The organism is Vreelandella glaciei, assembly GCF_013415125.1.
GTDB lineage: Bacteria > Pseudomonadota > Gammaproteobacteria > Pseudomonadales > Halomonadaceae > Vreelandella > Vreelandella glaciei.
Map to the genome: position 1 here is coordinate 48743 of NZ_JACCDE010000014.1, position 26873 is coordinate 75615.

General features: G+C 54.8%; 34 protein-coding genes. All 34 read right to left on the reverse strand.

What is annotated here, in order from left to right; all coding sequences use genetic code 11:
- Positions 1 to 37: 37 nt before the first annotated feature.
- The 34 genes from rpsD to rplJ all read right to left on the reverse strand — a co-directional run bounded on the left by rpsD (position 38) and on the right by rplJ (position 26848).
- The gene (gene rpsD / locus HZS80_RS10870; protein ID WP_008959152.1) at positions 38 to 658 is read right to left on the reverse strand and encodes a 30S ribosomal protein S4; all 621 of its coding nucleotides are present in this window, start codon (positions 656 to 658) and stop codon (positions 38 to 40) included.
- A 12-nt stretch (positions 659 to 670) separates the two neighbouring features.
- Positions 671 to 1057 (reverse strand): 30S ribosomal protein S11, encoded by a 387-nt coding sequence (gene rpsK / locus HZS80_RS10875; RefSeq protein WP_007111985.1) that lies wholly within the window; start codon positions 1055 to 1057, stop codon positions 671 to 673.
- A gap of 39 nt (positions 1058 to 1096) precedes the next feature.
- On the reverse strand, positions 1097 to 1453 hold the full coding sequence (gene rpsM / locus HZS80_RS10880; protein ID WP_007111986.1) for a 30S ribosomal protein S13: 357 nt from the start codon (positions 1451 to 1453) through the stop codon (positions 1097 to 1099).
- Between the two features lie 123 nt (positions 1454 to 1576).
- On the reverse strand, positions 1577 to 1690 hold the full coding sequence (gene rpmJ / locus HZS80_RS10885) for a 50S ribosomal protein L36 (protein WP_008959154.1): 114 nt from the start codon (positions 1688 to 1690) through the stop codon (positions 1577 to 1579).
- 67 nt (positions 1691 to 1757) lie between these two features.
- Positions 1758 to 3089 carry a preprotein translocase subunit SecY gene (gene secY / locus HZS80_RS10890; RefSeq protein ID WP_008959155.1) on the reverse strand — a complete coding sequence of 444 codons (1332 nt, stop codon included), beginning with the start codon at positions 3087 to 3089 and terminating at the stop codon, positions 1758 to 1760.
- On the reverse strand, positions 3090 to 3524 hold the full coding sequence (gene rplO, locus HZS80_RS10895; protein ID WP_008959156.1) for a 50S ribosomal protein L15: 435 nt from the start codon (positions 3522 to 3524) through the stop codon (positions 3090 to 3092).
- 3 nt (positions 3525 to 3527) lie between these two features.
- Complete coding sequence (rpmD, locus tag HZS80_RS10900) at positions 3528 to 3710, reverse strand: 50S ribosomal protein L30 (protein ID WP_008959157.1); 183 nt, start codon at positions 3708 to 3710, stop codon at positions 3528 to 3530.
- 6 nt (positions 3711 to 3716) lie between these two features.
- Positions 3717 to 4217: a 30S ribosomal protein S5 gene (gene rpsE, locus HZS80_RS10905; RefSeq protein WP_035564030.1), complete on the reverse strand. Its 501-nt coding sequence runs from the start codon at positions 4215 to 4217 to the stop codon at positions 3717 to 3719.
- Between the two features lie 11 nt (positions 4218 to 4228).
- Positions 4229 to 4579, reverse strand: coding sequence for a 50S ribosomal protein L18 (gene rplR / locus HZS80_RS10910; RefSeq protein ID WP_008959159.1), 351 nt, complete (start codon positions 4577 to 4579; stop codon positions 4229 to 4231).
- A gap of 9 nt (positions 4580 to 4588) precedes the next feature.
- Complete coding sequence (gene rplF / locus HZS80_RS10915; RefSeq protein WP_035564027.1) at positions 4589 to 5119, reverse strand: 50S ribosomal protein L6; 531 nt, start codon at positions 5117 to 5119, stop codon at positions 4589 to 4591.
- A gap of 9 nt (positions 5120 to 5128) precedes the next feature.
- Positions 5129 to 5521 carry a 30S ribosomal protein S8 gene (gene rpsH, locus HZS80_RS10920; RefSeq protein WP_008959161.1) on the reverse strand — a complete coding sequence of 131 codons (393 nt, stop codon included), beginning with the start codon at positions 5519 to 5521 and terminating at the stop codon, positions 5129 to 5131.
- A gap of 32 nt (positions 5522 to 5553) precedes the next feature.
- Positions 5554 to 5859 (reverse strand): 30S ribosomal protein S14, encoded by a 306-nt coding sequence (gene rpsN, locus HZS80_RS10925; RefSeq protein WP_008959162.1) that lies wholly within the window; start codon positions 5857 to 5859, stop codon positions 5554 to 5556.
- Positions 5860 to 5869: 10 nt separating this feature from the next.
- A complete protein-coding gene (rplE, locus tag HZS80_RS10930) occupies positions 5870 to 6409 on the reverse strand; it encodes a 50S ribosomal protein L5 (RefSeq protein WP_007111995.1) in 540 nt (179 codons plus the stop codon).
- A gap of 18 nt (positions 6410 to 6427) precedes the next feature.
- Complete coding sequence (gene rplX / locus HZS80_RS10935; protein WP_007111996.1) at positions 6428 to 6742, reverse strand: 50S ribosomal protein L24; 315 nt, start codon at positions 6740 to 6742, stop codon at positions 6428 to 6430.
- 14 nt (positions 6743 to 6756) lie between these two features.
- Positions 6757 to 7128: a 50S ribosomal protein L14 gene (gene rplN, locus HZS80_RS10940; protein WP_008959163.1), complete on the reverse strand. Its 372-nt coding sequence runs from the start codon at positions 7126 to 7128 to the stop codon at positions 6757 to 6759.
- Positions 7129 to 7176: 48 nt separating this feature from the next.
- Positions 7177 to 7437, reverse strand: a complete 261-nt coding sequence (gene rpsQ, locus HZS80_RS10945) for a 30S ribosomal protein S17 (RefSeq protein WP_007111998.1) — start codon at positions 7435 to 7437, stop codon at positions 7177 to 7179.
- A gap of 1 nt (position 7438) precedes the next feature.
- Positions 7439 to 7630, reverse strand: a complete 192-nt coding sequence (gene rpmC, locus HZS80_RS10950) for a 50S ribosomal protein L29 (protein WP_007111999.1) — start codon at positions 7628 to 7630, stop codon at positions 7439 to 7441.
- Entirely contained in the window at positions 7630 to 8043 is a 414-nt protein-coding gene (gene rplP / locus HZS80_RS10955) for a 50S ribosomal protein L16 (RefSeq protein ID WP_007112000.1), read from the reverse strand. Before rplP ends, rpmC begins: the two co-directional genes overlap by 1 nt.
- Positions 8044 to 8058: 15 nt before the next feature.
- Positions 8059 to 8757 carry a 30S ribosomal protein S3 gene (gene rpsC, locus HZS80_RS10960; protein WP_008959164.1) on the reverse strand — a complete coding sequence of 233 codons (699 nt, stop codon included), beginning with the start codon at positions 8755 to 8757 and terminating at the stop codon, positions 8059 to 8061.
- A 10-nt stretch (positions 8758 to 8767) separates the two neighbouring features.
- Positions 8768 to 9100, reverse strand: a complete 333-nt coding sequence (gene rplV, locus HZS80_RS10965; RefSeq protein WP_007112002.1) for a 50S ribosomal protein L22 — start codon at positions 9098 to 9100, stop codon at positions 8768 to 8770.
- 18 nt (positions 9101 to 9118) lie between these two features.
- A complete protein-coding gene (gene rpsS / locus HZS80_RS10970) occupies positions 9119 to 9394 on the reverse strand; it encodes a 30S ribosomal protein S19 (protein ID WP_009098993.1) in 276 nt (91 codons plus the stop codon).
- Between the two features lie 33 nt (positions 9395 to 9427).
- Positions 9428 to 10258, reverse strand: a complete 831-nt coding sequence (rplB, locus tag HZS80_RS10975; RefSeq protein WP_008959166.1) for a 50S ribosomal protein L2 — start codon at positions 10256 to 10258, stop codon at positions 9428 to 9430.
- Positions 10259 to 10275: 17 nt separating this feature from the next.
- On the reverse strand, positions 10276 to 10572 hold the full coding sequence (gene rplW, locus HZS80_RS10980) for a 50S ribosomal protein L23 (RefSeq protein ID WP_008959167.1): 297 nt from the start codon (positions 10570 to 10572) through the stop codon (positions 10276 to 10278).
- Positions 10569 to 11174 (reverse strand): 50S ribosomal protein L4, encoded by a 606-nt coding sequence (gene rplD, locus HZS80_RS10985; RefSeq protein ID WP_008959168.1) that lies wholly within the window; start codon positions 11172 to 11174, stop codon positions 10569 to 10571. Before rplD ends, rplW begins: the two co-directional genes overlap by 4 nt.
- Positions 11175 to 11189: 15 nt before the next feature.
- Complete coding sequence (gene rplC / locus HZS80_RS10990) at positions 11190 to 11828, reverse strand: 50S ribosomal protein L3 (RefSeq protein WP_008959169.1); 639 nt, start codon at positions 11826 to 11828, stop codon at positions 11190 to 11192.
- A gap of 162 nt (positions 11829 to 11990) precedes the next feature.
- The gene (rpsJ, locus tag HZS80_RS10995) at positions 11991 to 12302 is read right to left on the reverse strand and encodes a 30S ribosomal protein S10 (protein ID WP_007112007.1); all 312 of its coding nucleotides are present in this window, start codon (positions 12300 to 12302) and stop codon (positions 11991 to 11993) included.
- A 159-nt stretch (positions 12303 to 12461) separates the two neighbouring features.
- On the reverse strand, positions 12462 to 13655 hold the full coding sequence (tuf, locus tag HZS80_RS11000; protein WP_008959170.1) for an elongation factor Tu: 1194 nt from the start codon (positions 13653 to 13655) through the stop codon (positions 12462 to 12464).
- A 29-nt stretch (positions 13656 to 13684) separates the two neighbouring features.
- A complete protein-coding gene (fusA, locus tag HZS80_RS11005) occupies positions 13685 to 15808 on the reverse strand; it encodes an elongation factor G (protein WP_008959171.1) in 2124 nt (707 codons plus the stop codon).
- 229 nt (positions 15809 to 16037) lie between these two features.
- The gene (gene rpsG / locus HZS80_RS11010) at positions 16038 to 16508 is read right to left on the reverse strand and encodes a 30S ribosomal protein S7 (RefSeq protein WP_008959172.1); all 471 of its coding nucleotides are present in this window, start codon (positions 16506 to 16508) and stop codon (positions 16038 to 16040) included.
- Positions 16509 to 16672: 164 nt separating this feature from the next.
- Positions 16673 to 17047, reverse strand: a complete 375-nt coding sequence (gene rpsL, locus HZS80_RS11015) for a 30S ribosomal protein S12 (protein WP_008959173.1) — start codon at positions 17045 to 17047, stop codon at positions 16673 to 16675.
- Between the two features lie 226 nt (positions 17048 to 17273).
- On the reverse strand, positions 17274 to 21488 hold the full coding sequence (gene rpoC / locus HZS80_RS11020; protein WP_179916094.1) for a DNA-directed RNA polymerase subunit beta': 4215 nt from the start codon (positions 21486 to 21488) through the stop codon (positions 17274 to 17276).
- A 10-nt stretch (positions 21489 to 21498) separates the two neighbouring features.
- A complete protein-coding gene (rpoB, locus tag HZS80_RS11025; RefSeq protein WP_035564020.1) occupies positions 21499 to 25575 on the reverse strand; it encodes a DNA-directed RNA polymerase subunit beta in 4077 nt (1358 codons plus the stop codon).
- 270 nt (positions 25576 to 25845) lie between these two features.
- Positions 25846 to 26214, reverse strand: a complete 369-nt coding sequence (gene rplL, locus HZS80_RS11030) for a 50S ribosomal protein L7/L12 (protein ID WP_008959176.1) — start codon at positions 26212 to 26214, stop codon at positions 25846 to 25848.
- A gap of 127 nt (positions 26215 to 26341) precedes the next feature.
- Complete coding sequence (gene rplJ / locus HZS80_RS11035; protein WP_008959177.1) at positions 26342 to 26848, reverse strand: 50S ribosomal protein L10; 507 nt, start codon at positions 26846 to 26848, stop codon at positions 26342 to 26344.
- Positions 26849 to 26873 lie beyond the last annotated feature (25 nt).

A 26873-nucleotide genomic window follows, 5' to 3' on the forward strand; every position in this document is an offset into this window, starting at 1 on the left:
TACACCCGCACCAGATAGACAAGAAACAGAAAACTGCTTACTTGGAGTACAGCTCGACGATCAGGTTTTCGTTGATGTCGGCAGACAGGTCACCGCGTTCAGGCAGAGCCTTGAAAGTGCCTTCCATCTTCTTGGCGTCGATTTCGATCCAAGCGATATCGCCACGGTTGGCCGCAATGGACAACGCGCTTTGAATACGTGCTTGGTTTTTCGCCTTTTCGCGAATGGAAACAACGTCACCCGGCTTCACTTGATAAGAAGCTACGTTAACGGTGCGGCCGTTCACGGAAATCGCCTTGTGGCTGACCAGCTGACGCGCTTCAGAGCGAGTCGAGCCGAAGCCCATGCGGTAGACGACGTTATCCAGTCGGGATTCGAGCAACTGCAACAATACTTCACCAGTCGCGCCTTTCAGGCGAGCGGCTTCTTTGTAGTAGTTACGGAACTGTTTTTCGAGTACGCCATACATGCGACGTACTTTTTGCTTCTCGCGAAGCTGCAAGCCGTAGTCTGAAAGACGTTGACGACGCTGGCCGTGTACACCCGGGATTTGCTCGGATTTACACTTTTTCTCGAAGGGAGTCACACCACTCTTCAAAAAGAGGTCGGTGCCTTCACGACGAGACAGTTTGCACTTCGGTCCAATATAACGAGCCATGAATCTGTCTCCTTAAACGCGGCGTTTCTTCGGCGGACGGCAGCCATTATGGGGAATGGGCGTCGCGTCTACGATGCTTTGCACGCGGAAGCCGGCGGCATTCAGTGCGCGCACGGCGGATTCACGACCGGGTCCTGGACCTTTAACCAGTACGTCTACGTTCTTCACACCATACTCGGCTGCAGCAGTTGCTGCACGTTCGCTTGCCACTTGAGCAGCGAACGGGGTGCTCTTGCGAGAACCACGAAAACCCGAACCACCGGCAGTCGCCCAAGAAAGAGCGTTGCCCTGGCGGTCTGTGATCGTCACGATCGTGTTGTTAAAAGAGGCATGGATATGCGCAATCGCATCCACTACCTGCTTTTTAACCTTTTTACGGTTACTACGCGGGTTAGCCATGTTGATGTCTATTCCTGTCTTTACGCCAGAACGTGCGTGTTATTTGCGGATCGGCTTACGCGGGCCCTTACGGGTGCGCGCGTTAGTCTTAGTCCGCTGACCACGCAGCGGAAGACTACGACGATGACGCAGACCACGGTAGCAGCCTAAGTCCATGAGACGCTTAATATTAAGCGTGACATCACGACGAAGGTCGCCTTCTACGGTGTACTTGCCAACTTCAGAACGCAGGGTGTCGACTTCTTCAGAAGACAGGTCCTGGATCTTGGCATTCATGGCAATACCGGCTGCTGCACAGATGTGCTCAGCACGGGTACGGCCAATCCCGAAGATATAGGTCAGCGAGATCGCCGCATGCTTGTTGTCCGGGATATTGACGCCTGCAATACGGGCCATCAGCTTACTCCGAAATTTGAGCGGCTTGCTCGTTTATTCATCTACAAAAGGCGCAACAGCATACCCCTTTTAGCGCCCTAAGGCAAGGGGTATGCTGGCACCGCTTAATACAACCCAGGGGAATTAACCCTGGCGTTGTTTGTGCCGTGGTTCGCTGCAGATGACGCGGACAGCGCCATTACGACGAATGATCTTGCAGTTACGGCACATTTTCTTTACGGAAGCTCGAACTTTCATCGATCTTTCTCCAAAAACCGGCTCGCGGCACGCCCCCTTCACTAACTTAATAGGGGTGGGCGGCGCCTCAGCGCATGATACCGCCGCTACCGTAGCCTTTCAGGTTGGACTTCTTCATCACTGAGTCATACTGATGCGACATGAGATGCGATTGCACCTGGGCCATGAAGTCCATGATGACCACGACTACGATTAACAACGAGGTACCGCCGAAGAAAAACGGCACGTTCCACGCCACAATCAAGAACTGGGGCATCAAGGAAACCGCAGTGATATACAAGGCACCGAACAGGGTCAGACGTGTCATGACCTTGTCGATATAGCGAGCGGTCTGCTCGCCGGGGCGAATGCCCGGCAGGAAAGCGCCTGACTTTTTAAGATTGTCAGCCACATCCTTGGGGTTGAAGACCAGCGCTGTGTAAAAGAAGCAGAAGAATACCACTGCCGCCGCGAAAAGCAAGATGTAAAGCGGTTGACCTGGGCCTAATGCCTGAGATGCACGCTGCAACCACTCCATACCTTCACCGGCACCTACCCACTGACCAATAGAGGCCGGAAAGAGCAGAATACTGGAGGCAAAAATCGCCGGGATAACGCCGGCCATGTTGACCTTCAAAGGCAGGTAGCTACTTTGCCCTGCATACATCTTATTGCCCACTTGTCGCCGCGGATAGTTAACCTTGAGGCGGCGTTGGCCACGCTCAATGAAAACCACGAAGGCGACAGTCGCAATACCTAACACAGACAGCGCTAACAGCGGCAGAACATTCCAGGCCCCTTCATTACGGGCAAGCTCAAAGGCTTGACCCACGGCACTGGGTAGTCCGGCGACAATACCGGCGAAGATCAGCAACGAAATACCGTTGCCAATGCCCTTCTCGGTAATCTGCTCACCTAGCCACATCATAAACACCGCGCCTGATACAAACGTAATCACGGCGGTGAAGTAGAAGCTAAAGTCAGCACTGTACGCGATGCCTTGGCTAGCCAGACCGACGGACATGCCGGTAGCCTGGACAAACGCCAGTATCACCGTGCCGTAGCGGGTGTACTGGCTAATCTTGCGGCGGCCAGCCTCACCCTCTTTCTTGAGCTGTTCAAGATGAGGGGAGACCGCAGTCATGAGCTGCATGATAATCGACGCCGAAATATAGGGCATGATACCCAGGGCGAGAACACTCATGCGCTCCAGGGCGCCACCCGAGAACATGTTAAACATGCCCAGGATGGTACCCTGTTGCTCCCTAAACAAGGCAGCAAGCTGGTCAGGATTGATACCGGGAACGGGAATGTGGGCACCAATACGGTACACCACGATGGCGAGGAGCACGAAGCGCAAACGCGCCCACAGTTCACTCAGACCGCTGCCCATCGCCGGCATTTTTCCTGACTTGGCCATTTAGTCCTCTACCTTGCCGCCAGCGGCTTCGATCGCTTCACGGGCACCTTTGGTGACCTTGATTCCGCGAACGGTAACCGCTGTTTTCAATTCGCCAGAAAGGATGATCTTCGCGTGTAGCGTAGAGTCCTTAAGCACGTTGGCTTCTTTCAAAGATGCCATGGTGACTTCGCCACCGGCAACTTTAGCAAGTTCTGCCAGGCGTACTTCTTCAGAGACCAGCGACTTTGCAGACGTAAAACCGAATTTCGGCAAACGACGCTGCAAAGGCATCTGACCGCCTTCGAAACCGGGCTTAACACTGCCGCCACTACGTGATTTCTGACCTTTGTGACCACGGCCACCGGTCTTACCAAGACCGGAACCGATGCCACGACCCACACGCTTTGCAGCGTGTTTGGAGCCCGGAGCCGGGCTTAGGTTATTGAGTTTCATGGATTACTCTCCCTCAACGCGCACAAGGTAAGTTACCTTGTGGATCATGCCGCGTACGGCAGGGGTGTCTTCCAGTTCAACCGTATGACCGATGCGACGCAGGCCCAAGCCTTTCATAGTAGCCTTGTGCTTGGGCATAATGCCGATGGTGCTGCGGATCTGGGTAACCTTGATCGTTGCTGCCATGGTGCCTTACCCCGTGATCGCTTCGACAGACAGACCGCGCTTAGCGGCAATGTCTTCCGGTGCTTGCATGGCGGAGAGACCTTTAACAGTCGCTCGCACCACGTTAACCGGGTTGGTGGAACCGTAGCACTTGGCCAGTACGTCGTGGACACCGGCAAGCTCTAATACAGAGCGCATGGCGCCACCGGCGATGATGCCGGTACCTTCGGAAGCCGGCTGCATGTACACCTTTGAAGCACCGTGACGGGCTTTTACCGGGTACTGCAGCGTTTGGCCAGCGAGGTTCACCTTGACCATGTTGCGACGAGCTTGATCCATCGCTTTCTGGATTGCGACAGGCACTTCACGCGCCTTGCCACGACCGAAACCGACACGACCTTTACCATCACCAACGACGGTCAGTGCGGTGAAGCCGAAAATACGACCACCCTTGACCACCTTGGCGACGCGGTTGACCTGCACTAACTTCTCTTGCAGATCACCGCTTTGCTGTTCGTTCTTCGCCATCGTAAAACCCTTTAGAATTCCAGGCCGCCTTCACGTGCGGCGTCGGCCAGCGCCTTGACGCGGCCGTGATACTTAAAGCCAGCACGGTCGAAGGCCACCTGGGTGATGCCTGCTTCTTTAGCGCGTTCAGCAATCAGAGCACCTACTTTAGAGGCGGCATCTGAGTTACCGGTCGCACCCTCGCGCAGTGCTTTGTCCAGCGTAGAAGCACTGGCTAGCACTTTGCCACCATCCGGCGAGATAATCTGCGCATAGATGTGACGCGGGGTACGGTTGACGCACAGGCGATACACGCCCAGCTCGCGGATCTTTGCGCGAGCGCGGCGGGCACGACGGAGACGAGATTCTTTCTTCGCGTTCATAACCCTGCCTTACTTCTTCTTGGCTTCTTTGCGACGCACCTGCTCGTCGGCGTACCGTACACCCTTGCCTTTATACGGCTCGGGCGGACGGAAAGCGCGGATTTCCGCGGCGCACTGACCGAGCTGCTGCTTGTTCGCGCTTTTCAGCACGATCACGGTGTTCTTCGGCGTTTCCGCTGAGACACCTTCAGGCAGTTCGTAGTCGACCGGGTGCGAGAAGCCCAGTGAAAGATTGAGCGTCTGGCCCTTAGCTTGGGCACGATAACCGACGCCAACAATTTCGAGGGTTCGTGTGAAGCCCTCGGATACGCCCGTTACCAGGTTCTGAACTAAGGCGCGGGTAGTACCGGCCATTGCCCAGCTCTTGGCAGACTCACTCGGGGCGAAGGTCAGCTGACCATCTTCTTGACCAATCACCACATCTGGGTGAATGGTCATCGATAGTGTGCCTTGGCCGCCTTTGGCGGTCAGCTGGTCAGCATTGATTTTAATCTCAACACTGGCAGGCACTTTAACCGGATATTTCGCTATGCGGGACATTCCAGCCTCCTAGAATACGGTGCAGATGACTTCGCCACCGACACCCGCTTGGCGCGCGGCACGATCGGTCATGACACCCGTTGACGTGGTGACAATCGCGATACCGAGACCATCGGCGACCTTAGGCAAGTTGTCCTTACCCATGTAACGGCGCAGGGACGGCTTGGAAACCCGCTGAATATGCTCAATGACCGGCTTACCCTCAAAGTACTTGAGAGTGATGGTTAGCTCAGGCTTAACACCTTCGGCAACCGTAAAGTCGGCAATGTAGCCTTCTTCCTTTAGCACTCGGGCCACTTGTACTTTCAGCTTGGAGGACGGCATGGTAGCCGTCTCCTTGGTGGCCATCTGCGCATTGCGGATACGAGTAAACATATCCGCCAGAGTGTCTTGCATGCTCATTTAATGTGCGCTCCTGATGATACTACGTGGCGTTACCAACTGGACTTTTTAAGACCAGGAACGTCGCCACGCATGGCGGCTTCACGCAGCTTGTTACGGCCGAGGCCGAACTTGTTGTAAAAACCGTGCGGACGACCGGTGATACGGCAGCGGTTACGCTGACGTACCGGGCTTGAGTCACGCGGCAATTGCTGCAGCTTCAGCGTCGCCTCGAAGCGGTCTTCCTCAGACGTGTTCACATCCGAGATGATTTTCTTAAGCTCAGCGCGCTTGGTGGCATACTTTGCCACCAGCTGCGTACGCTTAAGCTCACGCTCTATCATACTTTTCTTAGCCATGATCCAACCCTTATTTCTTGAAGGGGAAGTTCAGCGCGGTTAGCAGCGCACGACCTTCCTCGTCGGTTTTGGCGGTAGTAGTGATAGTGACGTCCAACCCCCGGATACGATCGATCTTATCATACTCGATCTCCGGGAAGATGATCTGCTCACGCACACCCATGGAGTAATTGCCGCGACCGTCAAAAGACTTCGGGTTAAGACCACGGAAGTCACGCACGCGGGGAATCGCGATGTAAACCAAGCGGTCCAGGAAGTCCCACATGCGCTCAGCGCGCAGGGTCACCTTAATCCCGATTGGCCAACCTTCACGTACCTTAAAGCCCGCGATGGACTTACGTGCCTTGGTCACCAACGGTTTTTGACCAGAGAGTTTCTCTAGATCGCCGATGGCATTGTCAATCAACTTTTTATCGTTGACTGCTTCGCCGATACCCATGTTCAGAGTCACTTTCGTGATCCGGGGTACCTGCATAACGTTGGCATAGCTGAACTCTTCTTTGAGTTGAGCTGCTACCTCGTTTTGATAACGTTCTTTCAAGTTCGCCATTTTGCTACCCGACTCGCGTTAGGCGTCGATCTGCGTCTGCGTCGACTTGTAGATACGTACCTTGGTACCGTCTTCCTTTACTTGGAAGCCGACGCGATCCGCCTTACCGGTCTCCGAATTGAAGATGGCTACGTTGGACGCGTGAATCGGAGCCTCACGCTCGACGATACCGCCCTGATTTCCCGCCATGGGATTTGGCTTGGTGTGACGTTTAATCATGTTCACACCGGACACCAAGAAACGGTTTTCTAATACCCGCTTAACGGTGCCACGTTTGCCTTTATCCTTCCCGGCGATGACGATGACTTCATCGTCACGTTTGATCTTTTGCATATCCGCCTCGCTCCTTACAGCACTTCAGGCGCTAAGGAAATGATCTTCATGAACTTTTCATTACGAAGTTCACGAGTCACCGGCCCAAAAATACGGGTACCGATGGGCTGTTCGTTGGTGTTATTCAACAAAACTGCCGCATTTCCATCGAAACGGATGAGCGAACCGTCGGGACGACGGACGCCACTACGGGTCCGGACCACGACCGCTTTTAGCACCTGGCCTTTTTTGACCTTGCCACGCGGAATCGCTTCCTTAACCGTGACCTTGATGATATCACCAACGCGAGCGTAACGACGGTGTGAACCGCCTAACACCTTGATGCACTGCACCCGGCGCGCTCCGCTGTTGTCGGCGACATCCAGCATTGTCTGAGTCTGAATCATCGGTTTTCTCCAAACCTAATCTGACTGCACTGATTGACAAGCCAGGGATTAACCCTTGGCGTGTTCAACCACCTCGACCAGCGTCCAAGCTTTTTTCTTGGAAAGCGGACGGCACTCTTGAATAGAGACCGTATCGCCTGCCTTAGCCTGGTTCGCCTCATCATGGGCGTGCAGCTTGGTGGAGCGCTTAACGTATTTTCCGTAGATCGGGTGACGCTCGCGCCGCTCGATCATAACGACGATGGACTTATCCATCTTATCGCTCACCACTTTACCGGTGAGCGTACGCTTTGTGTTTTCTTCGGCCATCTCAATCACCTGCCTTCTCGTTGAGCAAAGTCTTAACGCGGGCGATATCCCGGCGGACCTGCTTGAGCAGATGAGTCTGGCTCAGTTGGCCAGTGGCCTTCTGCATGCGCAGGTTAAACTGCTCGCGGAGGAGTTCGAGGAGTTGCTCCTGGAGCTCTCCTGCGGACTTTTCACGAATTTCCTGGGCTTTCATCACATCACCGTCCGTTTCGCAAAGGTGGTGGATAAGGGCATTTTCTGTGCGGCAAGCTCAAACGCTTCACGAGCGAGCTCTTCCGACACGCCTTCAATTTCATACAGGACCCGACCCGGTTGGATCTGGGCAACCCAGTACTCAACAGAACCTTTACCTTTACCCATACGAACTTCGAGCGGCTTCTTGGAGATCGGCTTATCAGGGAAGACGCGGATCCAAATCTTACCGCCACGTTTTACGTGACGTGTGATCGCACGACGGCCTGCTTCGATCTGACGCGCAGTGATGCGGCCGCGACCAGTAGCTTTAAGGCCGTATTCCCCGAAGCTGATCTTGCTTCCGCGATGCGCCAGGCCACGGTTGCGGCCTTTCATCATCTTGCGGAATTTCATACGCTTGGGCTGTAACATCGACTCGCTCTCCCCTTACCTGGAACCTTTCTTCTTGGGCGCGTTGCCGGCAGGCTGTTTGGCCTTGGCACGTACTTCCTCGATACCGCCGAGGATTTCACCCTTGAAGATCCACACTTTGACGCCGATAACGCCGTAGGTGGTGTGAGCTTCGTAAGTGGCGTAGTCGATATCCGCACGCAACGTGTGCAGCGGAACGCGACCTTCGCGGTACCATTCGGTACGTGCGATTTCAGCGCCACCAAGACGACCTGACAGCTGAATTTTGATGCCACCAGCGCCAAGACGCATTGCGTTCTGTACCGCGCGCTTCATAGCACGACGAAACATGACGCGACGCTCAAGCTGACCCGCTACGTTAGCAGCGACTAGCTTGGCATCCAGCTCCGGCTTGCGAACTTCTTCGATGTTCACATGCACGGGAACACCCATCATCTGGGTGAGATCGCGACGTAAACGGTCGACATCTTCACCTTTCTTACCAATCACGATACCCGGACGGGCAGTGTGAATGGTGATGCGGGCGTTGTTCGCCGGACGCTCGATGTGGATGCGGCTAACGGAGGCGCTTTTAAGACGCTCTTCCAGGAAGCTACGCACTTCGAGATCGTTATTGAGCTTATCGGCGTAAGCGCCGCGCTCAGCATACCAGACAGAAGCATGGTCTTTGACGATGCCCAGTCGAATGCCTGTTGGATTGACTTTCTGACCCATCGGTCGACTCCTACTTCTCGGCTACCTTGACGGTGATGTGGCACGTGCGCTTCAAGATACGATCCGCACGCCCCTTGGCACGCGGCTTGATACGCTTGAGCGTCATGCCCTCATCGACGCAGATGGTCGAGACACGCAGCTCGTCAATATCCATGCCGTTATTTTCTTCCGCATTCGCAATCGCGGATTGCAGCACCTTCTTAACCAGCTTGGCAGCCTTCTTCGGTGAGAAGGTCAGCAGGTCGAGTGCCTCGGCGACAGGTTTACCGCGCACCTGGTCAGCCACCAAACGGGCCTTCTGGGCGGATAAACGAGCGCCAAGCAGCTTAGCTGTGACTTCCATCTCTCAATCCTCTCTGGCTTACCGTTTGGCTTTTTTATCCGCCGCATGCCCACGATAAGTGCGGGTAGCAGCGAATTCGCCCAATTTGTGGCCAACCATTTCCTCGGAAACATGCACCGGGACGTGTTGGCGACCATTATGGACCGCGATAGTGAGGCCTACCATATTGGGCAGGATCATAGAACGACGCGACCAAGTCTTGATCGGTTTGCGATCGTTCTTCTCCACTGCAGCCTCTACCTTCTTCAAAAGATGAAGGTCAATGAAGGGACCTTTCTTTAGTGAACGTGGCACAGCCGTTACCTCTTAATGTCTTGGCAATTTAGATCAACGCGTCTTGTTACGACGACGAATGATCAGCTTGTCGGTGCGCTTGTTCTTACGCGTCTTGTGACCCTTAGTCGGCACGCCCCATGGGGATACCGGGTGACGACCACCACTGGTGCGGCCTTCGCCACCACCGTGCGGGTGATCGACTGGGTTCATCGCGACACCGCGAACAGTCGGACGCACGCCTCTCCAGCGCTTCGCACCGGCCTTGCCAAGTTGACGCAGGCTGTGCTCAGAGTTGCTCACTTCACCCAACGTCGCGCGGCACTCGGCCAACACTTTACGCATTTCGCCAGAGCGAAGACGCAAGGTGGCATAGTTACCTTCACGAGCAACCAACTGGGCGCTTGTACCGGCACTGCGAGCAATCTGCGCACCTTTGCCCGGCTTGAGTTCGATGCAGTGCACCGTAGAACCCAGCGGAACGTTACGCAGCGGCAAGGCATTGCCTTTCTTGATTGACGCGTTAACACCAGATTCCAGCACGTCACCCGCGCTGACACCTTTCGGTGCAATGATGTAACGACGTTCACCATCGGCATACTTCAGCAGCGCAATGTGCGCACTGCGGTTGGGATCGTGCTCAAGACGCTCAACGGTGGCAGGAATGCCATCCTTGGTGCGCTTGAAATCGATCAGCCGATAGTGGTGACGATGACCACCGCCCACGTGGCGGGTGGTGATACGACCGTAGTTATTCCGGCCGCCGGACTTGGACTGTTTTTCCAAAAGCGGTGCATAAGCACGGCCTTTAAACAGTTCCTCGCCAACGATCTTGACGACGTGGCGACGACCGGCGGAAGTGGGTTTGGTCTTGACGATTGCCATTATCCGTACTCCTGCCCTTATTCGGCGCCAGAGAAGTCTTCGAGCGTTTCACCCGCAGCCAGGGTCACATACGCTTTGCGGTAACCCTTACGCAGGCCAACGCCGTTCGCAGTACGTTTTGTTTTACCCTTCATGTTCAGTACCTGAACACTACCGACCTTTTTGCCGAAGAGTGCTTCAACGGCCTTTTTGATCTCGGGCTTGGTAGCATCAGATGCCACCTTGAAAACGTACTGGTTGCGCTCGGCTGCCATTGCGGCCTTTTCGGTCACGTGCGGCCCAAGCAGAACCTTAAATACGCGTTCCTGGTTCATGCCAGCTTCTCCTCGAATTTACGCAGGGCGGAGACGGTAATCAGGACCTTATCAAAGGCTACCAGGCTTACCGGGTCAGCTGCCGCGACATCCACCACGTCAACGTGGGGAAGGTTGCGTGCGGCCAAATAGAGCTTCTCGTCGATTTCTTCAGTGACGATCAACACTTTTTCAAGGTTGAGCTCTTTCAGCTTGGCAGCTACCTGCTTGGTCTTAGGCGCATCGACGACGAACTCTTCAATCGCGACTAAACGCTCTTGACGTACCAGCTCTGACAAGATGGAGCGCATCGCTGCGCGGTACATCTTGCGGTTAACCTTCTGGGTGTAGTCTTGCGGACGCGCCGCGAAGGTTACGCCACCACTACGCCATAGCGGAGAGCGGATGGTACCGGCACGTGCACGACCGGTGCCTTTCTGACGCCACGGCTTTTTACCACCGCCACGAACGTCGGAACGACTCTTTTGTGCGCGGGTTCCCTGACGACCAGCCGCCAAATAGGCAGTGACAACCTGGTGAACGAGCGCTTCGTTGAATTCTTTGCCAAAAGTGGCGTCGGCTACTTCAACGGTACCCGCGCCTGCAGCAAGATTCAGATTCATTGGTAATTATCCCCTTCAGCCTGCTTTCACGGCGCTGCGAACGATAACGTCACTACCGGGAGCACCCGGTACGGCGCCTTTAATCAGCAGCAGGTTACGCTCGGCGTCGACACGGACGATCTCAAGGCTCTGCACGGTGCAACGGGCGTTACCCATTTGACCGGCCATCTTTTTGCCTTTGAAAACGCGACCCGGCGTCTGACACATGCCGATAGAACCCGGCGCGCGATGCGACAGAGAGTTACCGTGAGTCATATCTTGGGTACGGAAATTCCAGCGCTTAACAGCACCCTGGAAGCCTTTACCCTTAGAGGTGCCAGTCACGTCAACCATTTGACCAGCTTCGAAGAGGGATACGGTGATTTCGCCGCCCACTTCAGGAATTGTTTCGCCTTCTGCAAGACGAAATTCCATCAGTGCACGACCAGCTTCAACACCCGCCTTGGCAAACTGACCCGCTTGCGCTTTGGTGAGGTGCTTCGCTTTGCGAGAGCCAGATGTGACCTGAATCGCTGCGTAACCGTCAGACTCGACAGATTTAACGCGTGTAACACGATTAGGGTCAACTTCAATAACGGTTACGGGCACAGACGCGCCGTCTTCGGTAAAGACACGGGTCATCCCGGCCTTTTTACCGACTAAACCGATAGTCATACTCAGTCTCCTATAGTGTACGGGGCTATCACCCGCTATGGCTGCCCTTTCCAGAGCATTCCACTAGCACATTGTATGGCGCCTCACGGCGCGGCGGCTGCTGCTCATGCTAGACTCGTATAAACGAGCGATGAGCGCTGGGCCGCAAAGTGACTAGTGTAATTAGTTGAGCTTGATTTGCACGTCAACACCTGCGGCGAGATCGAGCTTCATCAATGCATCAACAGTTTTCTCAGTCGGCTCAACAATGTCGAGCACACGCTTGTGCGTACGAATCTCATACTGGTCACGCGCATCTTTGTTGACGTGCGGCGAGATCAGAATGGTGTAACGCTCGCGATTGGTCGGCAGCGGAATCGGGCCACGAACCTGAGCACCAGTACGCTTAGCAGTTTCAACGATCTCTGCTGTGGACTGATCGATCAGGCGATGGTCGAATGCTTTCAACCGAATGCGAATCTTTTGGTTCTGCATTTGCCTTAAACTCCAATGGATGTCGACGGCGCGAGCCGTCTACCCACGCATTCAAAGGATGCGCATTATAGGCACGCCAAAAGCCCATGTCAAACATTTGCTGTTGGTGCGCAGAAAAGGGGGCTCATCAGAGCCCCCTTCATCATTCAAGCATGTCGCTTACTTGACGATCTTGGCCACAACGCCAGCACCGACAGTACGGCCGCCTTCACGAATAGCGAAGCGCAAACCTTCGTCCATTGCGATCGGAGCGATCAAGGTAACAACCATCTGAACGTTGTCACCCGGCATGACCATTTCAACGCCTTCCGGCAGTTCACAAGTACCGGTTACGTCGGTGGTACGGAAGTAGAACTGCGGACGGTAGCCCTTGAAGAAAGGCGTATGACGACCACCCTCTTCTTTGGACAGTACGTAAACTTCTGCTTCGAAGGTAGTGTGCGGGTTGATGGTGCCCGGCTTGGCCAATACTTGACCACGCTCGACGTCATCACGCTTAGTACCACGCAGCAGGGCGCCAACGTTCTCACCAGCACGACCTTCGTCGAGCAGCTTACGGAACATTTCAACACCGGTAACGATCGTTTTGGTGGTGTCGCGGATACCCACGATTTCCACTTCTTCGCCCGCTTTAACGATGCCGCGCTCTACACGACCGGTAACAACAGTACCGCGGCCAGAGATAGAGAACACGTCTTCGATCGGCATCAGGAACGGCTGGTCGATAGCGCGCTCCGGCTCAGGAATATACTCATCCAGAGCTTTGATCAGGCTAGCTACCGCAGTAGTACCCATGCCATTCTCATCTTCACCATTCAACGCCATCAGCGCAGAACCAGTGATGATCGGCGTGTCGTCGCCCGGGAAGTCGTACTGGTCTAGAAGTTCGCGAACTTCCATTTCTACCAGCTCGAGCAGCTCTTCGTCATCGACCATGTCCGCTTTGTTCAGGAACACAACGATGTACGGTACGCCAACCTGACGCGAGAGCAGGATGTGCTCGCGCGTTTGCGGCATCGGGCCGTCTGCGGCAGAACATACCAGGATAGCGCCGTCCATCTGCGCAGCACCGGTAATCATGTTCTTGACGTAGTCGGCGTGACCTGGGCAGTCAACGTGCGCGTAGTGACGCGCCTCAGACTGATATTCCACGTGCGATGTCGCGATCGTGATACCACGCTCGCGCTCTTCCGGCGCATTATCGATAGCGGCGAATTCACTCCAGTCGCCACCGAAAACCTCAGCAGACACGCGAGTTAGGGCCGCTGTCAGAGTCGTTTTACCGTGGTCGACGTGACCAATGGTGCCGACGTTGACGTGCGGTTTGGAACGTTCAAATTTTTCCTTAGCCACTGCTATAACCTCTTTACGTTAGCTAACGGTTAACCGTTTTGATTGATGACGGCTTCAACGACGCTGGAGGGCGCCTCGTCGTACTTCGAGAACTCCATAGAGTAGCTCGCACGGCCCTGGGTTTGTGAGCGCAGATCGGTTGCATAACCGAACATCTCGCCCAGTGGCACCGTTGCACGAATGACTTTACCAGAAGAAGAGTCATCCATGCCCTGCACCAAGCCGCGACGACGGCTCAGGTCGCCCATGACGTCACCCATAAATTCTTCGGGGGTCACGATTTCGACCTTCATCACCGGCTCCAGCAGCACGGCCTTGGCCTTCCTGGCACCTTCTTTCACTGCCATAGAAGAAGCAATCTTAAACGCAGTCTCGTTGGAGTCTACGTCGTGGAAGGAGCCGTCGAACAGCGACACTTTAACGTCAATCATCGGGTAACCCGCGATGACACCGTTTTTGAGCTGCTCGTAAGCACCCTTCTCAACCGCGGGAACGTATTCCTTCGGAACCGCACCACCCACGATTTCAGAAGTGAATTTGAAGAAGATTTCATCTTCGCCTTCACCCTTCTCTTCTTTAGTCAGCGGTTCAATACGTAGCCAAACGTGACCGTACTGACCACGACCGCCAGACTGACGCACGAACTTGCCTTCTTGCTCAATGCTGCCGCGAATCGTTTCGCGATAGGCAACCTGCGGCTTACCAATATTGGCTTCAACCTTAAACTCGCGACGCATACGGTCAACGAGGATATCCAGGTGAAGCTCACCCATACCAGAAATAATCGTCTGGCCGGTTTCTTCGTCGGTTTTAACCTGGAAGGAGGGATCTTCCTGAGCAAGTTTGCCCAGAGCGACACCCATCTTCTCTTGGTCTGCCTTAGATTTAGGCTCTACAGCAACCGAGATAACCGGATCCGGGAACTCCATACGCTCGAGAACAATTTTGTTATCGATGTCGCACAGGGTATCACCGGTGGTGACGTCTTTGAGACCGATACAAGCGGCGATATCGCCCGCCAGTACTTCTTTGATCTCTTCACGGGAGTTGGCGTGCATCTGAACGATACGGCCAACGCGCTCTTTCTTCTGCTTAACGGAGTTATAAACACCGTCGCCAGATTTCAGAACGCCCGAGTAGACGCGGATAAAGGTCAGCGTACCAACAAAGGGGTCGGTGGCGATTTTAAACGCCAACGCCGCAAACGGTGCACTGTCGTCCGCTTCACGGGTATCAACGGTGCCGTTTTTGTCATCCAACTCACCTTCGATCGCCTTAACTTCTGTTGGCGAAGGCATGAATTCGATAACGCCATCCAGCACGGCCTGAACACCCTTGTTCTTAAACGCAGAACCACAGGTAACCAGAACGATATCGTTAGCCAGGGTGCGCGCACGCAGGCCAGCCTTGATCTCTTCAATCGTTAACTCGCCGCCTTCAAGGTATTTCTCCATCAGCTCATCAGAGCCTTCGGCAGCAGCCTCGACCATCTCTTCGCGATACTTTTCTGCTGTTTCTTGTAACTCAGCAGGAATATCCACGAGGTCATAGGTCATACCCAGACTTTCTTCATCCCACAGGATGGCTTTCATCTGAATAAGGTCGATAACACCTTTAAAGTCTTCTTCCGTGCCCCAGTTAATCTGGATCGGCACAGCATTAGCACCCAGGCGCTCTTTCAACTGGTCGACAACCATGAAGAAATCAGCACCGGTACGGTCCATCTTGTTGACGAAAACCATGCGCGGCACTTCGTACTTATTGGCTTGGCGCCATACCGTTTCGGTCTGCGGCTGAACGCCGGAAGAACCACACAGTACAACCACCGCACCATCAAGTACGCGCAAAGAACGCTCAACTTCGATCGTGAAGTCAACGTGCCCTGGGGTGTCGATAATGTTAATACGGTGCTCGGGGAACTGCTTGTTCATGCCCTGCCAGAAACAGGTAGTTGCAGCTGAGGTGATCGTAATACCACGCTCCTGCTCCTGCTCCATCCAGTCCATGGTCGCAGCACCGTCGTGCACTTCGCCCACTTTGTGGGAAAGGCCGGTATAGAACAGTACCCGCTCAGTCGTCGTAGTCTTACCCGCGTCAACGTGAGCGACGATACCGATATTACGATAGCGATTTAGTGGAGTCTTGCGTGCCACGGTGAAACTCCCGTTTGTTGGCGATGCTCGTTAATTTAGCGGCGTATGCAAGCGAGGCTTATGCGTCCGCCGCTACCACTGAATGGTAGCGGCTGGATATTGCAACTAATGCATTGCAACAACGCGACTCAGCAAACACTTCGCCATGCTGAACAACGTGCATATAAAAACCATAAAGCCGTACTTAAAAACGCCGTGCTTAGAAACGCAGTTTCTAGAAACACCGATTTTAGAAACGGTAGTGCGAGAAGGCCTTGTTGGCTTCTGCCATGCGATGCACGTCTTCGCGCTTCTTAACGGCAGAACCTTTACCTTCCGCGGCATCCAGCATTTCGCCTGCTAGACGCTGCACCATGGTTTTCTCACCGCGACGACGCGCCGCGTCTACCAGCCAGCGCATTGCTAGCGCTTGGCGACGAGACGGACGTACTTCAACCGGCACCTGATAGGTCGCACCACCAACGCGGCGCGACTTCACTTCGACCATGGGCTGGATGGCTTCCAGCGCTTTGTCGAAGATCTCCAGCGGATCTTCTTTACTACGTTCGGCAACCTTGTCCAACGCACCGTAAACGATACGCTCAGCTATGGACTTTTTGCCGCTGACCATCAGGTGGTTCATGAACTTCGCCAGACGCTCACTTCCGAACTTAGGATCCGGAAGGATGTCGCGTTTAGCTACTACTCTTCTTCTAGGCATGATAAGCCCTCAATTAAGGATCTTTCAGGTAAACCCGGAACTCATGAGCTTGTACCAAGACAAAGCGCCGCCCGACCTTACTCTTATCAGACCGTCAAATTCGTGATAATCGCTACTCAGCACACCAATAAAATCGGCCATGCTGTACAGCTACCCCAGCCTTATTAGGACTTAGGACGCTTAGTACCGTATTTAGAACGACCCTGACGACGATTTTGAACGCCAGAGGTGTCAAGGGCGCCACGAACGGTGTGATAACGCACACCTGGCAAATCCTTTACACGACCGCCGCGAATCAAAACGACAGAGTGTTCTTGAAGGTTGTGACCTTCACCACCGATGTAAGAAGACACTTCGAAACCGTTGGTAAGGCGCACACGGCAAACCTTACGCAGGGCCGAGTTCGGCTTCTTCGGGGTGGTGGTGTAAACGCGCGTACATACGCCGCGCTTTTGCGGACAGGCCTGCAGCGCGGGCACGTCACTTTTAGTGACGGGGCGCTTGCGCGGCTTGCGCACTAGCTGATTAATCGTTGCCATGGTGTTTAGCTGACTCCAATGGTTGCCTTGTCTTTCAACAAGTAGCCTTTTTAACAAATACGTGCAGCGGATGCGGGCGCACCCACCCCACTGTTAAAGGCTGCGCATTCTAAAGGCTGACCCTAGGTGCCGTCAAGCCTTGCTGGCGGTTTTACCAGCAAGGTGACGTTTTAGGCCAGCAACTTATGCTACTTACTAATTTTACTGCTTGTTTCAAGCACCAAATTTACAGCTCGTCGTCAGAATCGAGAGCGGTTAACTGGGCACCTAGCTCCTGCTCTACCTCGGTCGCCGAGGGATTCAACAGTTGCTCAACGCCTTCGCGCTTGCGACGACGCTCTGCGTGGTGAGTCAAGCCCGTACCTGCTGGTATTAGACGACCAACCACCACGTTTTCTTTCAGGCCGCGCAGGTAATCGCGCTTGCCGGTTACCGCTGCTTCGGTCAGTACGCGGGTAGTCTCCTGGAAGGAGGCCGCGGAAATGAATGACTCGGTAGCCAAGCTGGCCTTAGTAATACCCAGCAACATGCGTTGGTACTTGGCTGGGAATTTCTTCTCTTTTTCGAGACGAATATTCTGCTCTAACACGCGTACCAGCTCTGCCTGGTCGCCAGTGATGAAATCAGAGTCGCCTGAATCAGCAATCTCTACCTTACGCAGCATCTGACGCACAATCACTTCAATGTGCTTATCGTTGATACCAACGCCCTGGAGACGGTAAACGTCTTGCACTTCTGCCGTAATGTACTTGGCGAGCTCTTCAACACCCAATAAACGCAGGATGTCATGAGGGTTGCTCGGGCCATCAGAAATGACTTCACCCTTCTCAACCGCTTCGCCTTCGAAGACGGCAATTTGACGCCACTTCGGAATCAAGGCTTCAAACGGATCGCCAGATTCTGGGGTAATCATCAGGCGACGCTTGCCTTTGGTCTCTTTACCAAAGCTAACGACACCGCTGATTTCTGCCAGGATAGACGACTCTTTCGGCTTACGCGCCTCGAACAAGTCAGCAACGCGTGGCAGACCACCGGTGATATCTTTGTTCGCCGAGGCTTCTACCGGGATACGGGCAACGACTTCACCCACACCGATAGTGACACCATCGTCGACCGAAATAATCGAGTTGCCTGGCAGCAAGTACTGCACCGGGGTATTGGAACCGGAAACAGAAACATACTCGCCAGCGTTGTCCTGCAGCATAACCATCGGGCGCTTATCGCGGCCAGCCATGGGGCGCGCTGCAGACTCGATCACCTCAATAGAGGACAAGCCGGTCATCTCATCGACGCTGCGGTGCATAGTGACACCTTCGTCAAGATCAATGAACTGCGCCTTACCTTCTACTTCGGCAACGATCGGGTGGGTGTGCGGATCCCACTTGGCGACGATTGAACCAGCATCTACAACATCACCGTCGCGTACAGAAAGTTCAGCACCGTAAGGCAGCTTGTAGTACTCGCGCTCTCGACCATGGTCATCAGCAACAGCCAAGGCGCTCGAACGAGAGACCACCACTAGCTTGCCGTCGCCACGCTCAACGTGCTTGATGTTGTGCAGACGAACCTTACCGCCGTGCTTCACTTGTACGCTATCCACAGCAGACGAACGCGATGCTGCGCCACCGATGTGGAAGGTACGCATGGTCAGCTGGGTACCCGGCTCACCGATGGACTGTGCGGCGATAACGCCAACGGCTTCACCAATGTTGACCTGATGGCCACGCGCCAAGTCACGGCCGTAACAGGAGGCACACACGCCATGTGCGGTCTCACAAGTAATCGTGGAGCGTACGACAATTTCGTCGACGCCCATGGTGTCGAGCTCGGCACACCACTTCTCGTCGAGCAGGGTACCTTTAGCGAGCTGCACTTCACCACTGCCCGGATGAACGACATCCTGCGCAACCACGCGACCTAGCACACGCTGAGAGAGCGGCACGATGATGTCGCCGCCTTCGATGATCGGGTGTAGCGTCAAGCCATTTTCGGTACCACAATCAACCTCAGTGATAACCAAATCTTGCGCCACATCGACCAAACGACGCGTCAGGTAACCGGAGTTAGCCGTTTTCAGGGCCGTATCCGCCAGACCTTTACGTGCACCGTGGGTCGAGATGAAGTACTGAAGTACGTTCAGACCTTCACGGAAGTTGGCAACGATCGGCGTTTCGATGATCGACCCATCCGGCTTGGCCATCAGGCCACGCATACCGGCCAACTGACGAATCTGGGCAGCCGAACCACGCGCACCAGAGTCGGCCATGATGAAGACGCTGTTGAACGAGTCCTGCTCAACTTCATTACCATCACGATCGATGACGGTCTCTTTCGAGATACCCACCATCATCGCCTTGGCGACTTTATCGTTGGCCTTCGACCAGATATCGATAACCTTGTTGTACTTCTCACCGGCGGTTACCAGGCCAGAAGAGAACTGGTCTTCGATCTCTTTAACTTCGGCTTCCGCGGCGTCAACGATTTCGGTTTTCGCTTCGGGGATAACGAAGTCGTTAACACCGATTGACGCACCGGACCAAGTCGCTAAGCGGAAGCCGGTGTACATCAGCTGGTCAGCGAAGATGACGGTCGGCTTAAGGCCGGCACGACGATAGACTTCGTTGATCAGGCTGGAGATCGCCTTCTTCTTCATGGGCTGATCGATCAGCGCGAAGGGCACACCTTCGGGCAGAATGCGGAACAGCATCGCACGACCGACCGTGGTGTCATAAATACGGCGATGGAAGCTGCGCACGCCGGTTTCCTCTTCAATATCGATCTCGTCCAGGCGCACTTTAACCCGGGCGTGCAGCGATACGGACTGCGTACCGAAGGCGCGCTCAACCTCATTGAGGTCAGAGAACACCATGCCTTCGCCTTTGGCGTTGATCTTTTCGCGGGTCATGTAGTAAAGACCCAGAACAACGTCTTGCGACGGTACGATGATCGGCTCGCCGTTAGCGGGCGACAGCACGTTGTTGGTGGCCATCATCAGCGCACGGGCTTCAAGCTGCGCTTCCAGGGTTAGCGGTACGTGTACCGCCATCTGGTCACCGTCAAAGTCGGCGTTGTAAGCAGCACACACCAGCGGGTGCAGCTGAATCGCTTTACCTTCGATCAACAGCGGCTCAAACGCCTGGATACCCAGACGGTGAAGCGTGGGCGCGCGGTTAAGCAGTACCGGGTGTTCGCGGATAACATCAGCGAGGATGTCCCACACTTCCGGCAGCTCGCGCTCGACCATCTTCTTGGCGGCTTTGATCGTTGAGGCGTAGCCCAGCGACTGCAGCTTGGAGTAGATAAACGGCTTAAACAGCTCAAGCGCCATTTTCTTGGGCAAACCACACTGGTGCAGACGCAGCGTCGGACCTACGGTGATGACCGAACGGCCCGAGTAGTCGACGCGCTTACCCAGCAAGTTCTGACGGAAACGGCCCTGCTTACCTTTGATCATATCGGCGAGCGATTTCAGCGGACGCTTGTTAGAGCCCGTGATCGCGCGGCCACGACGACCATTATCCAGCAGTGCATCGACCGCTTCCTGAAGCATACGCTTCTCGTTACGCACGATAATATCCGGCGCATTGAGGTCAAGCAGACGCTTCAGGCGGTTGTTACGGTTGATCACACGACGGTAAAGGTCGTTGAGATCAGAGGTCGCGAAGCGGCCACCGTCCAACGGCACCAGCGGACGCAGGTCCGGCGGCAGCACGGGCAGCACTTCCATGACCATCCACGCCGGCGCGTTGCCAGAGTGGTAGAAGGCTTCAAGCAGCTTAAGGCGCTTGGAGAGCTTCTTGATCTTGGTTTCAGAGTTGGTCTGCGGAATTTCTTCACGCAGGTGGTTAATCTCTTCTTCCAGATCGATATCTTTGAGCAGCTCTTGAACGGCTTCGGCACCCATGCGGGCGTCAAAGTCGTCGCCAAACTCTTCCAGTGCTTCAAAGTACTGCTCGTCGTTCATCAGCTGACCACGCTCCAGCGTGGTCATGCCTGGATCGATCACGACAAAGCTTTCGAAGTACAGCACGCGCTCGATATCACGCAAGGTCATATCGAGGAACATGCCAATACGCGACGGCAGTGACTTCAAAAACCAAATGTGAGCAACCGGGGAAGCCAGCTCAATGTGCCCCATGCGCTCACGGCGCACGGCGGCTTTGGTCACTTCAACGCCACATTTTTCGCAGATAATACCGCGGTGCTTCATGCGCTTATATTTGCCGCACAAGCACTCATAGTCTTTTACCGGACCAAAAATCTTGGCGCAGAACAGGCCGTCCCGCTCCGGTTTAAAGGTACGGTAGTTGATGGTCTCAGGCTTCTTCACCTCGCCAAACGACCAGGAGCGAATCATGTCCGGCGACGCCAGGGTAATCTTGATCGCGTCAAACTCTTCGGACTGAGACTGCGATTTGAGTACTTTCACCAAATCTTTCATGGGACGGCTCCTAGCTCTCTAACTCGATATCGATGCCCAGCGAGCGGATTTCCTTCACCAGTACGTTGAAGGATTCCGGCATGCCTGCCTGCATGGTGTGGTCGCCATCCACGATGTTTTTATACATCTTGGTGCGGCCTTCGACGTCGTCCGACTTGACGGTGAGCATCTCTTGTAGCGTGTATGCGGCGCCGTAAGCTTCCAACGCCCACACTTCCATCTCACCGAAGCGCTGACCACCGAATTGCGCCTTACCACCCAAGGGCTGCTGGGTAACCAGCGAGTAAGAACCGGTAGAACGCGCGTGCATCTTGTCGTCTACCAAGTGGTTAAGCTTCAGCATGTACATGTAGCCGACGGTAACCGGACGATCAAAGGCGTCACCGGTACGGCCATCGAACAGGGCCATCTGCCCCGATTCAGGGATGTCCGCCAGCTTCAGCAGGTGCTTGATTTCGTGCTCTTTAGCACCGTCAAACACCGGCGTTGCCATCGGCACACCGCCTTTGAGGTTCTTCGCCAGGGCGATGATTTCATCGTCGGTCAGGGAATCGAGATCTTCAACACGTGTACCCTGGGTATTGTAGATCTGCCCCAGGAAGTCACGAATCTCCGCGACTTGCTGACCGCGTGCGTCGCGCAGCATGGCTTCGATCTTGACGCCCAAGCCACGTGCCGCCATGCCCAGGTGCGTCTCAAGGATCTGACCAACGTTCATCCGCGACGGTACGCCCAGCGGGTTTAGCACCACGTCGACCGGCTCGCCCTTCTCGTCAAACGGCATGTCTTCGATCGGCATAATGGCCGAGATAACACCTTTGTTACCGTGACGACCCGCCATCTTGTCGCCTGGCTGGATGCGACGCTTAACAGCCATGTAGACTTTAACGATTTTCAGCACGCCCGGCGCGAGGTCATCGCCCTGGGTCAGCTTGCGCTTCTTATCTTCAAAGCGCTCGTCCATCTCTTTACGACGGTTTTCAAGCTGCTCGTCGGCCTGAGCCAACAGCTCATTGTAGGACTCATCCTGCATGCGCAGTTTGAACCACTGCTGGCGCGGCAGCTCATCCAGGTATGCCTCGTCTAGCACGTCGCCCTTTTTGAGGTTCGGACCGCCATTGACAGCTTGGCCATCAAGGGTGCGCTGTAGGCGCTCAAAAGTGGCGTCTTCAGCAATCCGGTACGTCTCTTGCAGATCCTTACGCACTTCATCAAGCTGCGTACGCTCAATGGAGAGTGCGCGAGAGTCTTTATCAACGCCGTCACGAGTAAACACCTGAACGTCGATGACCGTGCCTTTCATGCCGGTCGGGGCACGCAGGGAAGTATCTTTAACGTCAGACGCTTTCTCACCGAAGATGGCACGCAACAGCTTCTCTTCTGGCGTCAGCTGGGTTTCACCTTTCGGCGTCACCTTACCGACCAGAATGTCACCGGGGCCAACTTCAGCACCGATGTAAACAACGCCCGCCTCATCCAGCTTGGAGAGCGCAGACTCACCCACGTTCGGGATATCGGAAGTAATCTCCTCCGAGCCTAACTTGGTGTCGCGAGACACACAGGTCAGTTCCTGAATATGAATCGTCGTGAAACGGTCCTCTTGAACGACCCGCTCGGAAAGCAGGATCGAGTCCTCGAAGTTGTAACCGTTCCAGGGCATAAACGCGATGCGCATGTTCTGGCCAAGGGCCAGGTCACCCATGTCGACAGACGGGCCGTCGGCGAGAATATCGCCACGCGCCACGTTGTCACCAGGCCGCACGATGGGGCGCTGGTTCATACAGGTGTTCTGGTTCGAGCGGGTGTACTTGGTCAGGTTGTAGATATCCACACCGGCTTCACCGCCGATAATTTCATCTTCATTAACCCGTACCACCACACGACGCGCATCCACGGAATCAATCACGCCGCCGCGATTGGCCACCGCACAGACGCCGGAGTCACGGGCAACAAAGCGCTCCATGCCCGTACCTACCAACGGCTTATCAGCACGCAGGGTCGGCACCGCCTGACGCTGCATGTTAGAACCCATCAAGGCGCGGTTGGCGTCATCGTGCTCCAGGAACGGAATCAATGCCGCTGCGACGGAGACGACCTGACGTGGCGATACGTCCATTAGCGTCACTTGCTCAGGACGCATAAAGGTCGTTTCACCGCGGTGACGAACCTGAACTAGGTCATCACTTAGTTTGTTGGACTCATCTACCGCTGCTGACGCCTGGGCGATAACAAAGTCGCCCTCTTCGATCGCCGAGAGGTGGACGATATCGTCCGTCAACTGACGATCAACCACTTTACGGTACGGCGTTTCAAGGAAACCGTAGCTGTTAGTGTGGCTGTAGGTGGCCAGCGAGTTAATCAGACCGATGTTCGGGCCTTCTGGCGTTTCGATCGGGCATAGACGCCCGTAGTGCGTGGCGTGAACGTCACGTACTTCGAAGCCAGCGCGCTCACGGGTCAAACCACCGGGGCCGAGTGCAGACACACGACGCTTGTGGGTCACTTCCGAAAGCGGGTTGTTCTGATCCATAAACTGCGAAAGCTGGCTGGAACCGAAGAACTCTTTTACCGCCGCCGCAACGGGCTTGGCGTTGATCAAGTCTTGCGGCATCAGGCCTTCGCTTTCCGCCATGGAAAGACGCTCTTTGACGGCACGCTCTACACGCACCAAGCCAACGCGGAACTGGTTCTCGGCCATTTCGCCCACACAGCGAATACGGCGGTTACCCAGGTGATCGATATCGTCAACGTCACCGAAGCCGTTACGAATACTGATCAGCTCGCGCAGCACATCAAGGATGTCTTTACGATCCAGTACGCCGGAGCCGGTATCGGTATCACGGCGCAGACGGCGGTTGAACTTCATGCGGCCAACGCCCGACAGGTCGTAGCGGTCCTCAGAGAAGAACAGGTTGTTAAACAGCGTCTCAGCAGACTCTTTGGTCGGCGGCTCGCCGGGACGCATCATGCGGTAAATTTCGACTAACGCTTCAAGCGCGGAATTAGTAGCATCCAGCTTCAAGGTGTCGGAAATGAATGAACCGCAGTCGAGATCATTGGTGTAGAGCGTTTCGACCAGGGTAATGCCGCCCTGGGCCATGCGCTCAAGCACTTCTGGTGTGATCTCGGTATTACACGGGCAGATCAGCTCGCCTGTTTTAGAGTCGATTTGATCTTTTGCCAGGGTTTTACCGAATAGGTATTCCATCGGCACATCCAGACGCTCAAGACCGGCTTTTTCAAGCTGGCGAATATGCTTCTGGGTAATCCGACGCCCCTCTTCAACGATCACATTACCTTCGTCATCTTTGATGTCGAAAGTAGCCGTCTCGCCGCGCAGGCGCGACGGAACCAGCTCCACATAGAAACCGGATTTCTCAATGTGAAAGACGCTGGTTTCAAAGAACTCGGCCAGGATCTCTTCGGTGTTCATCCCTAACGCACGCATCAGCACCGACGCCGGCAGTTTGCGGCGACGGTCAATACGTACAAAGACGTTGTCTTTGGGGTCAAACTCAAAGTCTAACCAAGAACCACGGTAAGGAATCACCCGGGCTGAATAGAGCAGCTTACCGGAAGAGTGACTCTTACCTTTGTCATGATCGAAGAACACACCGGGTGAGCGGTGGAGCTGGGAAACGATAACCCGCTCAGTACCGTTGATAACAAAGGTACCGTTCTCGGTCATCAGGGGGATTTCCCCCATGTAGACTTCCTGCTCTTTAATATCTTTGATTGCTTTGTTTGAGGAGTCGCGATCATAGATGATCAAGCGAACCTTCACGCGCAGCGGGGCGGAGTAAGTGACGCCGCGCAGCTGGCACTCCTTAACATCGAACGCCGGCGTGCCGAAACGGTAGCTGACATACTCAAGCGCCGCATTACCGGAGAAGCTCTCAATCGGAAACACGGACTTAAAAGCCGCGTGCAAGCCGACTTCGTGACGCTCGTCGGGCGAACGATCTTGCTGGAGGAAGTCGTAATAGGAATCAAGCTGGATCGCCAGCAAGTAAGGCACATCCATCACTTGGGGCAGTTTGCCGAAATCCTTGCGGATGCGTTTTTTCTCAGTATATGAGTAAGCCATCTGTATTCCCCAGCTTGTTCACCATGGGTGACCGATGCGTGGTCATCGCTGCCCGGCGGGCTTCGTCAGACACAGACAGCAAGCTCCTAAATCGGTAGCTCGCCGTCGAAAATCTAGTTCGATAACACTGTAGTCGATAACACTATTTCTACGTTTCTATTGCGACTGCGATTAATGAAACACCAGTTGCAACAGAAAAAGGCCGGCAGCGGGATATCCCGCCGCCAGCCGTGGAAGCTTACGCAGCGCGTAAAGCCGTCCGCACAATAATTACTTGAGCTCGACGGTTGCGCCCGCTTCTTCCAGCTTAGCTTTAGCTGCTTCAGCGTCGTCCTTAGACAGACCTTCTTTGATGGTCGCCGGAGCGCCGTCAACAGCACCTTTAGCTTCTTTCAAGCCAAGGCCAGTGATCTCACGTACTGCTTTGATCACGTTAACTTTCTTGTCGCCAGCAGCGGTCAGAACGACGTCAAATTCAGTCTGTTCTTCAGCTACTTCGCCGCCAGCAGCCGGGCCAGCCATTACGGCAGCCGCTGCAGAAACGCCGAATTTCTCTTCCATTGCTTCGATCAGCTCGACAACTTCCATTACGGACATGTCGGCTACAGCATTGATGATATCGTCTTTAGACAGTGCCATTGTTTCATTCCTAACTTTGCGGGAGTCTCGGTCAGCCGAGGACTCAGGATTCATTGCTCGGTTCAGGCAGCGCGCTGATGATGGCTTATACCGTCATACCGTTTGCGCCGCCTGCAAGAAACGCTGCTTAAGCAGCTTCGGCTTCTTGCTTCTGGTCGCGCAGAGCGGCCAGAGTACGAACCAGCTTGCCAGCGGAGGCTTCTTTCATTACCGACATCAACTTGGCAATTGCTTCGTCGTAAGTCGGTAGGGTTGCCAGACGGTCGATGTCAGCAGCCGGAATCAGCTCACCTTCGTAGGCCAACGCTTTTACTTCGAAGTTCTTGTCCGTTTTAGCAAACTCTTTGAACAGACGAGCAGCAGCGCCCGGATGATCAGTAGAGAAGGCCAACAACGTAGGACCAACGAAGCTATCGTTCAGGCACTCCCACTGAGTGCCCTCGAGAGCGCGGCGAGCCAGCGTATTACGAACAACACGCAGCTCTACACCATTCTCACGCGCTTGCTTGCGCAGATCGGTCATTTTACCAACCGTAACGCCGCGAGAATCAGCAACTACGACGGAGAGTGCGCCCTTGGCCGCTTCACTGACCTCGGCAACAATCGCTTTCTTGCCTTCAAGTGCTAGTGGCACAGTGATCACTCCTTCGTGCCGGAAC

Coding starts and splice junctions, on each gene's coding strand:
- rplP (WP_007112000.1), bottom strand. CDS start 8,043: ATGTTACAGCCCAAGCGTATGAAATTCCGCAAGATGATGAAAGGCCGC.
- rplN (WP_008959163.1), bottom strand. CDS start 7,128: ATGATTCAGACTCAGACAATGCTGGATGTCGCCGACAACAGCGGAGCG.
- rpsJ (WP_007112007.1), bottom strand. CDS start 12,302: ATGCAGAACCAAAAGATTCGCATTCGGTTGAAAGCATTCGACCATCGC.
- secY (WP_008959155.1), bottom strand. CDS start 3,089: ATGGCCAAGTCAGGAAAAATGCCGGCGATGGGCAGCGGTCTGAGTGAA.
- rpsM (WP_007111986.1), bottom strand. CDS start 1,453: ATGGCCCGTATTGCAGGCGTCAATATCCCGGACAACAAGCATGCGGCG.
- rplV (WP_007112002.1), bottom strand. CDS start 9,100: ATGGAAGTCACAGCTAAGCTGCTTGGCGCTCGTTTATCCGCCCAGAAG.
- rpsK (WP_007111985.1), bottom strand. CDS start 1,057: ATGGCTAACCCGCGTAGTAACCGTAAAAAGGTTAAAAAGCAGGTAGTG.
- rplF (WP_035564027.1), bottom strand. CDS start 5,119: ATGTCCCGCATAGCGAAATATCCGGTTAAAGTGCCTGCCAGTGTTGAG.
- rpsG (WP_008959172.1), bottom strand. CDS start 16,508: ATGCCTAGAAGAAGAGTAGTAGCTAAACGCGACATCCTTCCGGATCCT.
- rpsC (WP_008959164.1), bottom strand. CDS start 8,757: ATGGGTCAGAAAGTCAATCCAACAGGCATTCGACTGGGCATCGTCAAA.
- rpsE (WP_035564030.1), bottom strand. CDS start 4,217: ATGGCGAAGAACGAACAGCAAAGCGGTGATCTGCAAGAGAAGTTAGTG.
- rpoB (WP_035564020.1), bottom strand. CDS start 25,575: ATGGCTTACTCATATACTGAGAAAAAACGCATCCGCAAGGATTTCGGC.
- rpsN (WP_008959162.1), bottom strand. CDS start 5,859: ATGGCTAAGAAAAGTATGATAGAGCGTGAGCTTAAGCGTACGCAGCTG.
- rpmC (WP_007111999.1), bottom strand. CDS start 7,630: ATGAAAGCCCAGGAAATTCGTGAAAAGTCCGCAGGAGAGCTCCAGGAG.
- rplX (WP_007111996.1), bottom strand. CDS start 6,742: ATGCAAAAGATCAAACGTGACGATGAAGTCATCGTCATCGCCGGGAAG.
- rpoC (WP_179916094.1), bottom strand. CDS start 21,488: ATGAAAGATTTGGTGAAAGTACTCAAATCGCAGTCTCAGTCCGAAGAG.
- rplW (WP_008959167.1), bottom strand. CDS start 10,572: ATGAACCAGGAACGCGTATTTAAGGTTCTGCTTGGGCCGCACGTGACC.
- rplD (WP_008959168.1), bottom strand. CDS start 11,174: ATGAATCTGAATCTTGCTGCAGGCGCGGGTACCGTTGAAGTAGCCGAC.
- rplR (WP_008959159.1), bottom strand. CDS start 4,579: ATGAACGCGAAGAAAGAATCTCGTCTCCGTCGTGCCCGCCGCGCTCGC.
- rpsH (WP_008959161.1), bottom strand. CDS start 5,521: ATGAGCATGCAAGACACTCTGGCGGATATGTTTACTCGTATCCGCAAT.
- rpmD (WP_008959157.1), bottom strand. CDS start 3,710: ATGGCAGCAACGATCAAGGTTACCCAGATCCGCAGCACCATCGGCATT.
- rpsL (WP_008959173.1), bottom strand. CDS start 17,047: ATGGCAACGATTAATCAGCTAGTGCGCAAGCCGCGCAAGCGCCCCGTC.
- rplO (WP_008959156.1), bottom strand. CDS start 3,524: ATGAAACTCAATAACCTAAGCCCGGCTCCGGGCTCCAAACACGCTGCA.
- rpsQ (WP_007111998.1), bottom strand. CDS start 7,437: ATGGCCGAAGAAAACACAAAGCGTACGCTCACCGGTAAAGTGGTGAGC.
- rplB (WP_008959166.1), bottom strand. CDS start 10,258: ATGGCAATCGTCAAGACCAAACCCACTTCCGCCGGTCGTCGCCACGTC.
- rplC (WP_008959169.1), bottom strand. CDS start 11,828: ATGACTATCGGTTTAGTCGGTAAAAAGGCCGGGATGACCCGTGTCTTT.
- rpsD (WP_008959152.1), bottom strand. CDS start 658: ATGGCTCGTTATATTGGACCGAAGTGCAAACTGTCTCGTCGTGAAGGC.
- rplL (WP_008959176.1), bottom strand. CDS start 26,214: ATGGCACTGTCTAAAGACGATATCATCAATGCTGTAGCCGACATGTCC.
- rplE (WP_007111995.1), bottom strand. CDS start 6,409: ATGGCGAACTTGAAAGAACGTTATCAAAACGAGGTAGCAGCTCAACTC.
- rpmJ (WP_008959154.1), bottom strand. CDS start 1,690: ATGAAAGTTCGAGCTTCCGTAAAGAAAATGTGCCGTAACTGCAAGATC.